This is a genomic window from Pseudomonas sp. KCJK9016 (assembly GCF_046231795.1).
GTDB classification, from domain to species: domain Bacteria; phylum Pseudomonadota; class Gammaproteobacteria; order Pseudomonadales; family Pseudomonadaceae; genus Aquipseudomonas; species Aquipseudomonas bananamidigenes.
Window position 1 is genome coordinate 1 of record NZ_JBJJMM010000045.1, and the last position, 14,636, is coordinate 14,636.

Here is a 14,636-nt window from a genome sequence, read left to right on the forward strand (position 1 = left end):
CTACGCAAAAAGGGCGACTGCAGGGCAGCCGTTAAGATGGTCAGGAGCGCATCCGTAATGCGCTCAGTTGCTATCTATCTGCCGGCTGATCTGTGGAGCACCAGCGATTGCGTCCCAACCGCTTCGCTTGATACAGGCACATATCCGCCGATTTCAACAACATGGCCATCGTCACTGACTCATCAACGGGACGGCGGGTGGCAATCCCCGCGCTTGCGGTGACGTAGCCCAAAGGATGCCCGGTATGTTCCAGTTCCAGCAACCGGATCGCCTGCAAGATGTTCTCGGCGATCTGAATGGCACCGGCGTTATCAGTATTGGGCAGAAGCACGGTGAACTCCTCTCCACCGTAGCGCACCGCGAGATCCCCCGGACGTTTGATCGCTTGCTGGATGGCTCTTCCGACGGCGCTGAGGCAATCGTCGCCTGCGGCGTGACCATAACGGTCGTTGTAGCGTTTGAAGTGGTCGACATCGAGCATGATCAATGACAACGGTGAGTTCTGGCGACGAGCCAGACGGATTTCATCCGCCAATGCGGTATCGAGGCGTCGTCTATTACCGAGACCAGTAAGGCTGTCGGTCAGCGCCATGTCGCGCATGGTTTGATGAGCGGAACGGATTTCCCGCTCCATCGCCATTCGCTGGCGCAACTGGTTCAGGACGATCAGCCCGAAGCAAGCGAGTACCAGAATCAGAAAAATCAGCACGAAGCCGTTTTTCAACAAGTCCCGGCGCCACGGGGCAGTAATGGAGTCCTTGGACAGTCCTGCTTCGACGACCAGCGGATAGGTCGTCAATGCGCGATAGCCATAAAGGCGTTCGGTGTCATCCACCACCGCCCGGATCTGGGCAATGCCCTCGTTGGAGCTGGGCAGGTAGGTCTTGAAAATCTCGCTGTTTGCCAGACTTTTGCCAACCACCGATGCGATAAAGGGGCGGCGCACCAGAATCGTGCCGTCACGCATGGCCAGCACCAGCGCGCCTTTGTCATCGATGCGGAAGTCGCCGTAATAGTCGACAAAATAGCTGACTTTGACCGTCCCCAGCAGTACGCCCGCGAACGAGCCATCAGGATTGTTCAAACGTCGGGAGATCGGAATGATCAAGTCATGAGTGGAGCGGCTTTCGACCACCCGGCCGATGCGTACCTGCCGATCATCATGCGTGCGGTGGTACTGGAAGTAGTCGCGGTCAGCGTTGTTGGCCATTTCCGGTGTGACCTCCTTGTCGGTCACGATCCAGTGGCCATCCGGGCCGTAGATGAACAGGCCATGCAACTGCGGCATGATTTTCGATTGCTGCACCAGTAGCTTGTGAATGCGTGCTACATCGAGGTTCTGCAGGCCGTCCCCCTCGACGCGCTCTGCAAGCCCGGCGGTGAGCACGTCGACCTGGCGAATGGTGTCTTCTGCGTGCTGGGCCGTGGCACGAGCGAGGTTGGTGGCGGAGTCGCGAGCGGAAGCAAACACCGAACGATAGTCCCGCCAGGTTCGCCAGCTCTCGACTGCCAGAAAAGCCACGACCACCACTACCATGAAGCTGACGGTCAGCCGAAAGGTCGAGCCGGCCTTCACTGCTGTGTTGCGCCGCCTGTGGTTCGCAGTTGGCTCCTGGGAATTGCGTCCGAGCATCAGCTCTTCCTTGAATGTCGTTTGAACGTAGTGCTGGCAAACATTATGACAAGGATCGGCAGCAAGTTTGGCGCAGCACCATGATCTGGTTTCATTGTCTCCTTTTAGTTGACGGTGAAACCTTTTTCAGACGATTTATCACGTTCAGTCCAGCTATTAATCTGTGCCCAACTTGAACGCAACCGAACTTGTACAACTCAAAAAGGGATTCAATATGAGCACTGCTACCTACAACCGCCTGAACAAAGACGACGCCGTAGTTCTGCTGGTCGACCACCAGACCGGCCTGATTTCTCTGGTTCAGGACTTTTCGCCGAACGAGTTCAAGAACAACGTGCTGGCTCTGGCCGACCTGGCGAAGTTTTTCGAGTTGCCAACAATCCTCACCACCAGTTTCGAGCAAGGTCCGAACGGCCCGCTGGTACCGGAGCTAAAGGAAATGTTCCCGGATGCGCCTTACATCGCTCGTCCAGGCCAGATCAATGCGTGGGATAACGAAGATTTCGTCAAGGCAATCAAGGCCACCGGTCGCAAGCAGATCATCATTGCCGGTGTGGTGACCGATGTCTGCGTGGCGTTCCCGACGCTGTCGGCACTGGCGGAGGGGTTTGACGTATTCGTGGTGACCGATGCCTCCGGCACCTTCAACACCACGGTGCAACAAGCGGCGTGGAACCGCATGACCCAGGCCGGCGCACAAATGATGAACTGGTTCTCGGTAGCCTGTGAGCTGCACCGCGACTGGCGCAACGACATCGAGGGACTGGGCAATCTGCTGTCCCAGCGGATCCCCAACTACCGCAACCTGATGAATGGCTATGCGGCGCTGACGGCCCAACAGAAATAAGGTCATGCCAAGACAAAAGCCTGCTGAAAAGCAGGCTTTTTTCGTTTGCGGCCGGCACGCAGGCGGGTGTTTACCTCAGACGATGACGACAACCTTTCCGACTTGCTGATTGGCTTCAAGGAAGCGATGCGCCTGCTGAATGTCATCCAGGGTGAAGGTTTTGGCAATGACCGGTTGCAGAGCACCCGAAGCCAGACCGTCGACAATAAAGGCTTTTGCGCGTGTCAGCACGGCCGGGTCTGAAACGATTTCCGAGTAGAGGTAACCCTTCAGCGTCAGGCATTTACCCAACACGGTAAACAACGGGAACGGTGTGGGTTCCGGGCTCAAGGCGCCGTACTCCAGCAGGATGCCCCCGCGAGCCATGCTCTGGGTCAGCGGCTCGAACGAGGGGCCGCCCACCGGATCGAATACCACGCGTGCGCCCTTGCCGTCGGTCAACGCCATGACCGCTGCCACCATGTCTTCTTCATCGCTGACGATCACGTGCGCTGCGCCGGCGTCCAGCAATGCCTGCTTCTTGGCACGGGTGCGGGTCACGGCAATCGAGGTGGCGCCGACCATCCGGGCAATCTGGAAGGCTGCGAGTCCGACGCTGCTGGAGGCGGCAGTCACGATCACGAAGTCGTTTTTCTGAAGTTTCGCTTGTTCGACCAGCGCTCCCCAGGCGGTGACGTATTGCATCCAGGATGCGGCGGCCTGTTCGAAGGACAGGTTCCTGGGATGCTTGACGGTCAGGCTGGCGGGTACGTTGGCCAGTTCGCCGTAGGTGCCCCAGCGTGCGATGTCCAGCGGTGGAATGACGCTGACCGCATCACCGACCTTGAACTCGCTGACACGGGCACCCACCGCGACTACGACTCCGGCCGCTTCGTAACCGAGGCGACTCGGGAACTCCGCTTCCTGTAGATAAGCGTGATTGCGAAACATCACTTCAGCGCGATTCAGGCCGAAGGCTTTGACCTCGATCTGCACCTCGTCCGCCGAAGGTGGCGGGACATCAACGTTTTCCAGTTTCAGGACGCTCGCGTCACCGTATTCATGAATCCTGACAATGCGTGCCATGGGTTACTTCCTCGGTTATCGATGAAATTGCACCAGCGTAATCGGTGCCATGGACGCCAATTTAGGCTTTGGCCCGCCGCCGATAAAGGCCTACGATGGCGCAACACTAGAAACAACGAGTTTCCAATGGATCGACTCACACTCATGTCCACGTTCGTCAAAGCGGTGGAGCTGGGTTCCTTCAGCGCGGTGGCAGATGAGCTTAATCTGTCCCCGCAAATGGTCGGCAAACAGGTGAAGATGCTGGAGCAGCACCTGGGTGTTTCGCTGCTCAATCGCACCACCCGCAAGCAAAGCCTTACGGATTTTGGCCGTACGTTCTATCAGCGGGCGAAGATGATTCTGGCCGACATGGACGCTGCCGAAGAAATGGCCGCCGTGACCCGCGGCGTGCCCAGCGGCCGGTTGCGGATCAATGCGCCCGTCACGTTCGGTGTCAGTACACTGTCGCCCAAGCTGCTGGAGTACATGGTTCGCTATCCGCAGGTTTCGGTGGATCTGACGCTGTCGAACGAACTGGTCGATCTGGTGGACGGAGGATACGACGTGGTGTTCCGCATCGGCGAGCTCGCAGACAGCGGCCTCAAGGCATTGCCGCTGATGCCCTATAAAATGATGCTGTGCGCGGCGCCGTCCTACCTCGCACGTCGCCCACCCATCACCACGCCCTGGGATCTTCAGGAACATGAATGCCTGGCGTTTGCCTATTCGGACGGCCGCTCACATCTGCGATTCGAAGGCCCGGAAGGTTGCATCGACGTGCCGATTAAAAGCCGATTGACGATTAATCAGGGTGACCCGTTGCTGTCCGGAGCAGTGGCAGGGCTTGGGGTGGTGATGCTGCCGCTGGAACTGGTCAAGGACTCGCTGAGGAGCGGCACACTGGTGAGTCTGCTACCGCAGTACAGGGTGCCGGTTTCACCGATGAACCTGTTGTATGCGCCGGATCCGAGGCTGACTCCGAAATTGAGGAGTTTTATTGATTTTGTGCGCATAGCGTTTGGACAAGAGCTGCATTGATGAATGCTTAACGATCAGAGACTTGTCGCAACAAAATCCCTGAGTCCGGGCTTCACATACTTTCGCTACTCATCGACAATGCGCGCTCTGTTCCGGGGTAGTTCAGCGGTAGAACACTCGGCTCCTAACCGGGTGGGCGCTGGTTCGAATCCAGCCCCCGGACCCACTACATAGTAGGTCACAAGGAAGTATGTCCAGGCTTGAGGGTGAATCGGATGCGCTCGGCGGAATAAACGCCGGTTATGCGCACTTTCAACTGTCTCGCGCGCTCACTGCGCTTGACAACGACGCCAGTCCGAATGCACTTGCCCGGATCGAACGCTGGCAAAAGGTTCTCGAAAACCTGACGCATGGCCGTGCACTCTATGGTTCGCGGACGCCGTTTGCCGACCTGCCAGAATGGATCACGCTGGAAGTGGCCACTGGCGGCTTTGCAACGGGCAATCTTCTGGCCGGTGGCGAGTTGACCGTTCATGAGCGTCAGTTGGCGTCATCGATCCCCGGCATTCGAGTGGGTTATGAACGACTCGATTTGAACAGGTGGCATCTTTCAGACGAAGGCGTCAGAACGTTGCAAGAGCGACTGACGAAGGAAAACTATCGGATCGATGTACCGGAAGAGGCTGCGTTGCTGACAGTGGCTTGGTTTCTGGGGCAACAACGAGTCGAAGAAGCCAGGAAGTTGATCGAGCAGATCGTGCCTTTCTTCGAACGAGTGCGTTTCTTTCCCGCGGCAGCCAACGGGCGCCCGCTCTCGATGGCTGAAGTTGAAGTTTTCAATGCTGGTCAAATCAGCCTGCGCCTGTCCGTCCTCTCTCCCCAGTCTCGTCTTACTGTTCAAAAGCATGTAGTTGAACGCAGGTTGCCTCTCTACGACGCAGCTGTCTCGCTTTTCCTTCTGACGTACAACGATGGTTGGCCTTGCAGGTATTACCCTGAAGGCTGGTTCGAGCGCGCTTCGGTGCTTGGTAAAGAATTTGATATCGCCACTGAGGCTGATCCCCGCCGCGCAGGTAACTACAGTGATCGGGTGGCGGAGTTGCTGGCATTGCTCAAGCAATGCGCCATTGATCCTGCATCGCTTACGGGGCGCCAGGTTGGGCGTATTCGCAGAATTGTCGGTGACTTTGTAGGCAAGCATGGACATCCCGAGTCCGAAGAACATTTCAGCAAGCGCGCACAACAGCGTCATCACGTATCCGCCTCGGCACACTATCTGATTGCCAGGGCTGCTTCCGCGCGTCTGGCGAGATATCCGGTCTCGGAAGGCATCCCTGATTTCGCGCCGTTACTGGAGCCCATCACCAACGAAGAGGCGAAGGCTCACTCATTGAATGCGGGTGAGACAATCCCTCCCTCGGTGCGCCGACGTCTCGAACGTTGTCGCAAGGGAACGGTCGCTGAATTGATTGACCATGGCGTCATTACATCCGCAGATACAGTAGCAAAAGTGTTGCCGGCGATGACGGCGCAAATCTGTAGCGCTGGATATCGAGACGTGGCGTTACGGGCGTTATCTGCCGCTACCTATCGTGCTTTCAGGCGTCGACGCTCTTTATTACTGTTGAACATGCAGCGTCAGTTGAAAATCGATGATTTGCCTTGGGTTAAGGCTCTGGCGAGTGAGTACGAGGCCGATGTTCTTGCGGTTGAAGGTGCCAGACAGGCTTTGGTCGAAGCGGCTGCATTGACCCTTGCTGCGTTTCCTCAGGCCATTCTGCCAAACAAGCTGCTTCAGGAGTTTTCTTCACTTGCTGAGTCGGCCAAGCTGGATCTTCCCTTCGTAGAAGAGATCGCGGCTGACATTTTCATGGGCGCTTTTGCCGGAAAGTATATGGAGGCTGCCAAGCGTTCAGTCCGGTTGATTGCCGGGTCTCTTTATGCACGCTATTACGATATCGATATGGAGCAGTTGGCTGCACTTTCCAAACAGCGGAAAACTCGAAGCAACAGCGGTGTGCTGGCCGATTTGTGCGCGCGGCGGGCGAATGCCGATATCGGTAGATGGAGTCCAGCGAGCAACGGCACGATCATCGAGCAGCAACAGATTCTGACCACGCAAAACCTGGCAATCCTGTTTGATGATTTGGGTCTGAAACAGCTGTTGCATGATCGATTGAGCTCAATGGCCGAGTCGTGTTTCAAATGGATATGCAGGCGCCAGCAGATGCAGATCAAGCTATACCATGCACGCTTGGTGATGTTGAAAAACACAGCGTACGCGTGGCGCCAGATGGTTTTTTATCTGTCGATGCTGGAGCCGTCTCGGTTGGATAGTGTGCTTGGAAACATTGAAGTGCACTTTGCCGCTCAATCCGATGCATTTCGTGAAAGGTTTACTCCGGCCATGATCGGACTCCGTCTAGCAGCGTCCGGTCGCACCTTGACCATGGATTGCCAAAAGCGTGAGAAGGGCAAGGTTTTTCTCGGGTGGACCACTGAACGGCATTGGCTGATGCCGCCCTGAACATCTGAAATGTCTGCTGAGAAAAGAAAGGCCTGCCCTTGTGAGCAGGCTTTCTGCATTTTCAGAATCGGCTCAACCTGTAAGGGGCTTTGCTTGGTAGAGCATGAGTGCGTGTCATCGCCACTGTCGAAACCATCCCCCCAACCATCTCCGCTGTCACCGCCGCCTGCGTCAGCCCCAGATGTTGGTGCCCGAAGGCAAGCAACACTTTTCCATCACACACCCGGTCAATCACCGGCAACGAATCCGGCAGCGACGGACGGAATCCCATCCACGGTGTGGCGGCTTCGCAATTCAGTTCCTCACGGAACAGTCCCTTGCTCAGACGATGCAACTGCCAGGCCCGCGCCATGGTCGGTGGGGCATCGAGCCCGGCGAACTCGACCGTTCCTGCCAGGCGCAATCCCTCGGACATCGGCGTCATGATGAACTTGCGCTCCAGCGAAGTGACGGGAAAGGGCAGTCGGTCATGTTCGTGAGGCAGCATCAGGTGATAGCCGCGCTCGGTATCGAGCGGTACTTTTTTGCCGGTCAGTGCCGCCGTGAGTGTTGCCGAGTGGGCGCCGCAGGCGATCAACACCTGACGAGTCGACAGTGTGCCGTCAGCGGTCAGCAGGTTGACGCCATGCTCCTGCACTTGTCCGCCGTCGACCCGTTGTTTTACAAACTGCACGCCGCAGGCCTTTGCGGCGTTCATCAGCTCGCACACCACCCGGTACGGATCGATGAAGTGTCCGGTGTCCGGAAAAAACAGACCGCCCTGAAGGTGTTCGCTCAGTTGCGGTGCGCGGTCACGCACTGCAGTGGCCGACCAGACATCCACCGGGACTTGCTGCTGACGCAAACGTGCCTGCAACGCCTCGATGGCCGGTCGCGAATCAGGCCGTTCAAAGACCAGTAACGAGCCTTCCACTTTCAGCAACTCGGGACGTTGGATGTCATTGAGCAACCGGTGCCAGGCGTCGAGCGAGTGTTCATTGAGCGCACGCAAGCCCGCTACTGTGCGTTGGAACGGCGCCGGCCGCAGATTCAACAACAGCCGAGTGAACCAGGGCACGGCGCCGGGCAGGTATTTCCAGTCCAGGCGCAGTGGCCCCATCGGGTCCATGAGCATGGCCGGCAAGCGCTTGAGAATCGACAGGTCGGCAATTGGAAACACCTGCTCGGTCGCCAGGTGGCCGGCATTGCCGAACGACGCACCGTGGCCGGGTTCCTGCGGGTCGACCACGATGACCCGCAATCCTTGCTGCGCCAGCCGCCATGCACAGGCAACGCCGATGATGCCGGCGCCGACCACGGCGATGTCATGGGTGATGTTCGGCATGGTTTCAGGCTTCCCTTTGGCCATCGAGCAGGCGTCGCAGTGACAGAGGATTGGATTGTTTGAGGGCGGCTGGCAGCAACACGTCGGGGAAGTCCTGATAACAGACCGGGCGCAGGAAACGCTGGATCGCAGCCGTGCCGACCGATGTTGTACGCCCATCGGAAGTCGCCGGGAAAGGCCCGCCATGTACCATCGCATCACAGACCTCCACACCGGTTGGCCAGCCATTGACCAGCAAGCGTCCGGCCTTGCGTTCCAGCGTCGGCAGCAGTGCGCGGGCCTGATCCAGATCCTCGTCATCCAGATGCAGCGTGGCTGTCAGTTGACCTTCCAGATGTTCCAGCACCTGACGGACTTCATCGTGTTCGGCGCATTGCACGACCAGGGACGTCGCACCAAAGGTTTCGGCTTGCAGCGTGTGATCGGCGAGAAAGTCCGCCGCGTCGGTGACGAAAACATGTGCCTGCCCCTGATTCGGACCGGCAGCTTCCTGACCGACGGCTGCAAGACGTGCGCGTGGATTTTCCGCCAGTGCATTCACGCTGGATTCATAGGCCTCGAAAATGCCGGGCGTGAGCATGGTCTGGGCCGGGCTGTGCCGGACCAGTCCGGTCGCAGCGGTGACGAAGGTATCCAGTGCCGATCCCTTGAGTGCAATCACCAGTCCGGGATTGGTGCAGAACTGGCCGGCACCCAGCGTGAGCGAAGCGACAAAACCTTCGGCCAGCGCTTGCGGGCGATGGCGCAGCGCAGCAGGAAACAGTAACACCGGGTTGATCGAACTCATTTCCGCATACACCGGAATCGGTTCGGGGCGAGCCTGGGCCGCTTTGATCAATGCGAGTCCGCCGTTGCGCGAGCCAGTGAAACCGACGGCTTTGACGCGTGGATCGCTGACCAGCGCAATGCCGACCTCATGTCCGGAACCGTACAGCAACGAGAATACGCCCTCTGGCAGACCGCACGCCTTGACGGCCCGAACCACAGCGCGACCGACCAGTTCGCTGGTGCCGGGGTGTGCGCCATGGGCCTTGACGATGACCGGGCAACCGGCGGCCAGCGCCGAGGCGGTATCGCCGCCGGCGACGGAAAACGCCAGTGGAAAATTGCTCGCGCCGAACACCGCCACCGGACCCAAGGCAATCTGGCGCTGGCGCAGATCCGAACGCGGCATGGGCTGGCGCTGTGGTTGTGCACTGTCGATTCGCACACCCAGCCATTCGCCGGTCCTTACGGTGCGAGCGAAAAGGCGCAGTTGCTGGCAGGTGCGCCCGCGTTCGCCCAACAGGCGAGGGCGTGGCAGGCCGGTTTCGGCCATGGCGCGGTCGATCAACTCATCGCCCAGGGCTTCGATCTCGTTGGCGATGGTTTCGATGAATTCGGCGCGGCTTTCCAGCGACGTTTCCCGATAGCCGTCGAATGCGGCCCGGGCCAGTGCGCAGGCCTGTTCGACATGTTCCGCGGAGCCGCCGGCATAAGCGGGTTCCAGTGGAGTATCGGTGGCCGGGTTGAGCCCCTGTATGGCTTCGCGATTGCCCGAGAAGGTTTGCTGACCGATCAGCAGTTTGCCCGTGAGAGACATGGCATCTTCCTGAAAAAAAGGAGACCCGCCGCCGAAGTGCACGGCGGGCTGAAACGAGGCGGCGGGTCAGGCGAAGTTCTGTTCCGCCGACCAGTTTTCGTACCAGTGACGGAACAGCGCGTACTGGTTTTCCGCGTAGCGTCGCTGGGAATCGCTGAGGGCATCGGTTTCGTTGAAATGCAGGGTGTATTCCTTGTCGCCGTTGAGCACCATCAAGTGTTTGTAATACAGCACCAGATCCGTGCCTTCGTCGAAGGAGGACAACACCGCCAGCGCCGATTCCAGTTCCCGCGCCTGACGCCGGGCCTTGGCATCCCCCTTCGCCGCCTGCTTGCTCAGGGCCACCAGTTGCAGCACCTCACGGGGCAGGGCGTTGCCGATACCGGTGATCGCGCCGGTAGCGTTGCAGTTGACGAAGCCGTGCACGACCTGGGTGTCGACACCGACCATCAGCGTCACATCATCGTCTTTGGACGTAATGTTTTCCGCGGCGTAGCGCAGGTCGGCGGCACCGCCGAATTCCTTGAAGCCGATCAGGTTCGGGTACTCGCGACGCAGTTCGAAGAACAGGTCGGCGCGGGTGGCGAAGCCGTAGTAAGGGCTGTTGTAGATCACTGCCGGCAGGTTCGGCGCGGCTTGCAGGATCGCGGCGAAGTGGGCCTTCTGTGCGGCGAGCGAAGCGCCACGGGACAGCACACGAGGAATCACCATCAGCCCCTGAGCGCCGACTTTGGCCGCATGGGCGGCGTGAGACACTGCTTCACGGGTGTTGATGGCGCCCGTGCCGACGATAGTCGGGATGCCAGCGGCCACCAGACGCGCCACACCTTCCTGGCGCTCGGCTTCGGTCAGCAACGGCCAGTCGCCCATGGAGCCGCAATACACCACGGCGCTCATGCCGATGTCGATCAGCTCGCGCCCCTTGGTCACCAGGGCGTCGAAGTCCGGTTTGCGTGCGGCGGTGCACGGGGTCATCAGGGCGGGCATGCAGCCGGTGAAGATGTTGTCGCTCATTGTTGTTCTCCTTGGAACGGTGATTCGTATCGGGTTGAAAAGCGGCGTAGCGGCTCAGATGCCCCACGCGAACGGATCGTCTTCGTCGATCAGCAATGTGCTGTCGGCGGTCATGTAGGCGCGGCCGGTGATGAAGGGCCGCACACGTTCACCTTCGCGTTCGAAGCGACCTTCGAACTGGCTGCCGGTAATGCTCGCTTGCACCCAGCGTTCGCCGGGCTTGAGTTTTTCGTCGGCGGCCAGGCAGGCGAGTTTGGCGCTGGTGCCGGTGCCGCACGGCGAGCGGTCGTAGGCTTTGCCGGGACACATGACGAAGTTGCGGCTGTCGGCCTGGTCGTCATCGGCGAACAGCTCGACGTGGTCGATGAGTGCGCCGTGCTCGCCATGGATACCTTGGTCCTCGAGGGCCTTGAGCATTTTCCAGGTGAAGTCGGTCAGGGTTTCGACGTTGTCCATCGTCAGCGTCTGACCGTGCTCCGACACCAGGAAAAACCAGTTGCCGCCATAGGCGATATCGCCGAGGAACTGGCCGTATCCGGGCACTTCGACTGCCACCTGTTTACGGAATCGATAAGCCGGCACGTTGCCCAGGGTCACAGCGCCGTCCTCATGCAACGTGGCGCTGACCGGGCCGACCGGTGTGTCGATCTTGTGCACGCCCGGGGCGATCAGCCCCAGATGCCGCAAGGAGGCGATCAGGCCGATGGTGCCGTGGCCGCACATGCCCAGGTAACCGGCGTTGTTGAAGAAAATCACGCCGCAGGTGGCGTCCGGCGACACCGGTTCGCAATACAACGCGCCCACCAGCACGTCATTGCCGCGCGGCTCCAGCAGACAGGCCCGGCGCCAGCGGTCGTGCCGGTTGCGCAGGGCATCGCGCTTTTCGGCCATGGTATTGCCGGGCAGATCGGGGAACCCTTTCATCACCAGACGCGTGGGTTCACCGCCGGTGTGGGAGTCAATGATGTGTACGCGTTTCATGTTCGTGTCCCTTCAGGTGAATTCAATAAGCGCCGGCAGCGCGCGGGGTGGCAGCGGAGGACGGGGATGTCGAAGCGACTTCGCTCTCGTCCTCTTCGGACTCCAGACGCAGAAGGTGCGCCGGTACACCCGTGGCGGCACCCCAGTAGTAAATGCCGGTGGCGAAAGCAGCGACGACCAGCGTGTCGAAAGGGTGAGCGAGGATGCCGAGGCCACCGAAAGTGCCGAGTTTCGACAGCACGATGGTCACCGCGTAGAAGGCGATCAGCCACGCAGATGAACGCACTTGATGGGCAAGGCTCAGATGACGGGTCGGTACAAAACGACCGCACAGCAGGTACACGACAAACATCAGGATTTGCAGGCCGAGCAGCCAGGAGACGGTGTTCCAGCCCGACCAGTAGACGATCAGCGCGGCGATGATGAACGACACCGGCCCCAGCAAACCCATCCGCTTGACCCGGAACGGGCGCGGCATGTCAGGCGCATTGCGACGCAGCGCCGCGACGGTCACCGGCGCCACCGCATAGCTCAGCACCAGGGCGGCGGACACCACGTTGATCAGCGCTTCCCAGGACGGGAACGGCAGGGTCCAGAACACCGACAGGGCGAAGGTCAGCCACAGCGCCGGGCGCGGGATGCCGGACTTTTCATCGATGCGGGTGAAAACCTTGAAGAAGGTGCCGGTCTGCGCCCAGCCATAGATCACTCGTGGTGTGGCGTTCATGTAGATGTTGCCGCAGCCGCTGGGTGAGATCACCGCGTCCGCCACCACCAGATAGGCCAGCCAGCCCACGCCGAGCGCCAGGGCGATGTCGCGATAGGGCAGAGCGAACTCCTTGGAAACCCCGGCCCAGCCATTGGCGAGCAGTTCAGTCGGGATGCCGCCGAGGAATGCCGTTTGCAGCAACACATAGATCGCGGTGGACAGCAGCACCGACAGAATCAGTGCAATCGGAATCGTGCGCTGGGGATTTTTCACTTCGCTGGCCACCGAGATGATCGGGGTCAGGCCGAGGTAGGCGAAAATCACACCACCGGCGGAAACCGCCATCTCGATCCCCGAGAGCCCGAAGGGGGCGAAGCCCTGAACCTGGAAGTTCTGCGGTTTGAAGAAGGTGAACAGCACACCGATCACCAGCAGCGGCACGATGAACTTGAACACACTCACCAGATTGTTGGCCTTGGCAAAGGTTTTCACGCTGCGATAGTTGAGCAGGAAGAACACACACAGAAGAGCGAACTGCACCAGCCAGCCCAACACCGTCGGATCGCCGCTGCCGGGCTGGGTCAGGCCGGGAAACCACGCCGCCGCATATTGGCGCGAAGCAACCACCTCGATCGCCACCAGACTGGAAAACGCGATCAGCGTGATGAAGCCCATCAGATAACCCAGCAGCGGCCCGTGACTGTAAACCGGGTAGCGAACCACACCGCCGGCCCGGGGCAGGGCTGCGCCCAGTTCGCAGTAGACGATGCCCAGCAGCAACACGGCGAAACCGCCCAGCAGCCAGGAAAATATCCCCGCCGGCCCGGCGATCGCAGAAACGTGGCTGGCCGCGAACAGCCACCCCGAACCGAAGATCGCTCCGAGTCCGATAAACGTGAGGTCGATCAATGAAAGCTGTTTTTTGAACTTGCCTTGGCCTGACATGGCGTCGCCTTCTTGTGAGTTATTGGATAGGCAGGTGTATGTCTCTTGGACGGGCCAAGATTGAACTCATCGGCTGCTGCGTGATTGATGCTTTGCGCAAGCCTGGATGACGAAATCGGCACAATTGCAATGAGAGACGACTGGCCTCGACAGGCCGGGGGCGTTGCTGCACTCTGCACGCGAACGCCGTATGGCGGGCCGTTGGCCGACCCAACCGCGAAGGAATAACCGACGATGCAGAACGCATTTGCGATCCTGTGCGAGGGCGATGAGCGCAATCGCCCCCAGACCCTCGAAGCCTTGGTGGCGGGCGTAGCTGCGCTGTTGCCGATGCTGGACGTGATTCCGAACGCGGTGATTTTCATCAAGGATCCGCAAGCGCGTTACGTCCTGGCCAACCGCACACTGGTGCAGCGCTGTGGGTTGAAAGACCTGAAACCGTTGCTCGGCAAAACCAGTGCGCAAGTATTCCCGGCGCAACTCGGACCGGGCTACACCGAACAGGATCGGCGGGTGCTGGAAGAAGGGTGGGTGCTGGAGGATCAACTGGAACTGCACCTGTACGGCAGCCGCGAACCGGGCTGGTGCCTGACCCATAAACGACCGCTGTACAACCGCGATGGCGCGATCATCGGCCTGGCGGGCATTTCGGTGGACCTGCAATCGGCCAGTGAAACCCATCCGGCCTTCGAGCGGCTGGCCGACGTCGACGAGTACATCCGCGCGCATTTCAATCGTCGGGTGACGCTGGGCGAACTGACCCGGATCGCCGGCATTTCGGTGGCGCAACTGGAGCGTTACTGCAAGCGCGTGTTCCACCTGACGCCTCGGCAGATGATCCAGAAAGTGCGGCTGGAGCACGCCCATCGCTTGCTGCACACCGACCTTCCGATCACCGAAGTCGCCCTGCAGTGTGGCTATACCGACCACAGCGCCTTCACACGCCAATTCAAGGCCTCGACCGGATTCACACCGCGTCAGTACCGGCAGGCGACGGAGCAATGAACGGTTCTCGGGTCATTGCGGATAAACTGAGCCCGTCAGTCCCA

Annotated in this window: 11 protein-coding genes and 1 tRNA gene; 5 read left to right on the forward strand and 7 right to left on the reverse strand. The window is 59.7% G+C overall.

Annotation, left to right across the window (positions count from 1 at the left end; genetic code table 11):
• Nucleotides 1–70: 70 nt before the first annotated feature.
• Entirely contained in the window at nucleotides 71–1,633 is a 1,563-nt protein-coding gene (locus ACK6BI_RS26975; protein WP_409319504.1) for a diguanylate cyclase, read from the reverse strand.
• A 214-nt stretch (nucleotides 1,634–1,847) separates the two neighbouring features.
• Between ACK6BI_RS26975 and ycaC the strand changes: the two genes are divergently transcribed.
• Nucleotides 1,848–2,480, forward strand: coding sequence for an isochorismate family cysteine hydrolase YcaC (ycaC, locus tag ACK6BI_RS26980; protein ID WP_169429988.1), 633 nt, complete (start codon nucleotides 1,848–1,850; stop codon nucleotides 2,478–2,480).
• Between the two features lie 75 nt (nucleotides 2,481–2,555).
• On the opposite strand, the gene ACK6BI_RS26985 is transcribed toward ycaC, so the two are convergent.
• Entirely contained in the window at nucleotides 2,556–3,545 is a 990-nt protein-coding gene (locus ACK6BI_RS26985) for a zinc-dependent alcohol dehydrogenase family protein (RefSeq protein WP_409319505.1), read from the reverse strand.
• Nucleotides 3,546–3,671: 126 nt separating this feature from the next.
• Between ACK6BI_RS26985 and ACK6BI_RS26990 the strand changes: the two genes are divergently transcribed.
• The 3 genes from ACK6BI_RS26990 (at nucleotide 3,672) to ACK6BI_RS27000 (ending at nucleotide 7,032) form a co-directional block, all read left to right on the forward strand.
• Nucleotides 3,672–4,565 (forward strand): LysR family transcriptional regulator, encoded by an 894-nt coding sequence (locus ACK6BI_RS26990; protein ID WP_409319506.1) that lies wholly within the window; start codon nucleotides 3,672–3,674, stop codon nucleotides 4,563–4,565.
• 91 nt (nucleotides 4,566–4,656) lie between these two features.
• A tRNA-Arg gene (locus ACK6BI_RS26995) sits at nucleotides 4,657–4,731 on the forward strand.
• 24 nt (nucleotides 4,732–4,755) lie between these two features.
• Nucleotides 4,756–7,032, forward strand: a complete 2,277-nt coding sequence (locus ACK6BI_RS27000; protein WP_409319507.1) for a hypothetical protein — start codon at nucleotides 4,756–4,758, stop codon at nucleotides 7,030–7,032.
• 61 nt (nucleotides 7,033–7,093) lie between these two features.
• On the opposite strand, the gene ACK6BI_RS27005 is transcribed toward ACK6BI_RS27000, so the two are convergent.
• From ACK6BI_RS27005 to ACK6BI_RS27025, 5 genes are all read right to left on the reverse strand, one after another.
• The gene (locus ACK6BI_RS27005; protein WP_409319508.1) at nucleotides 7,094–8,356 is read right to left on the reverse strand and encodes an NAD(P)/FAD-dependent oxidoreductase; all 1,263 of its coding nucleotides are present in this window, start codon (nucleotides 8,354–8,356) and stop codon (nucleotides 7,094–7,096) included.
• A 4-nt stretch (nucleotides 8,357–8,360) separates the two neighbouring features.
• Nucleotides 8,361–9,938, reverse strand: a complete 1,578-nt coding sequence (locus tag ACK6BI_RS27010) for an aldehyde dehydrogenase (NADP(+)) (RefSeq protein ID WP_409319509.1) — start codon at nucleotides 9,936–9,938, stop codon at nucleotides 8,361–8,363.
• 66 nt (nucleotides 9,939–10,004) lie between these two features.
• Nucleotides 10,005–10,952 (reverse strand): dihydrodipicolinate synthase family protein, encoded by a 948-nt coding sequence (locus ACK6BI_RS27015; protein ID WP_409319510.1) that lies wholly within the window; start codon nucleotides 10,950–10,952, stop codon nucleotides 10,005–10,007.
• A 54-nt stretch (nucleotides 10,953–11,006) separates the two neighbouring features.
• A complete protein-coding gene (locus tag ACK6BI_RS27020; protein ID WP_409319511.1) occupies nucleotides 11,007–11,933 on the reverse strand; it encodes a 4-hydroxyproline epimerase in 927 nt (308 codons plus the stop codon).
• Nucleotides 11,934–11,955: 22 nt separating this feature from the next.
• Nucleotides 11,956–13,587, reverse strand: a complete 1,632-nt coding sequence (locus tag ACK6BI_RS27025; protein WP_409319512.1) for an APC family permease — start codon at nucleotides 13,585–13,587, stop codon at nucleotides 11,956–11,958.
• Nucleotides 13,588–13,821: 234 nt separating this feature from the next.
• Between ACK6BI_RS27025 and ACK6BI_RS27030 the strand changes: the two genes are divergently transcribed.
• Complete coding sequence (locus ACK6BI_RS27030; RefSeq protein ID WP_409319513.1) at nucleotides 13,822–14,592, forward strand: helix-turn-helix domain-containing protein; 771 nt, start codon at nucleotides 13,822–13,824, stop codon at nucleotides 14,590–14,592.
• Nucleotides 14,593–14,636: the final 44 nt, after the last annotated feature.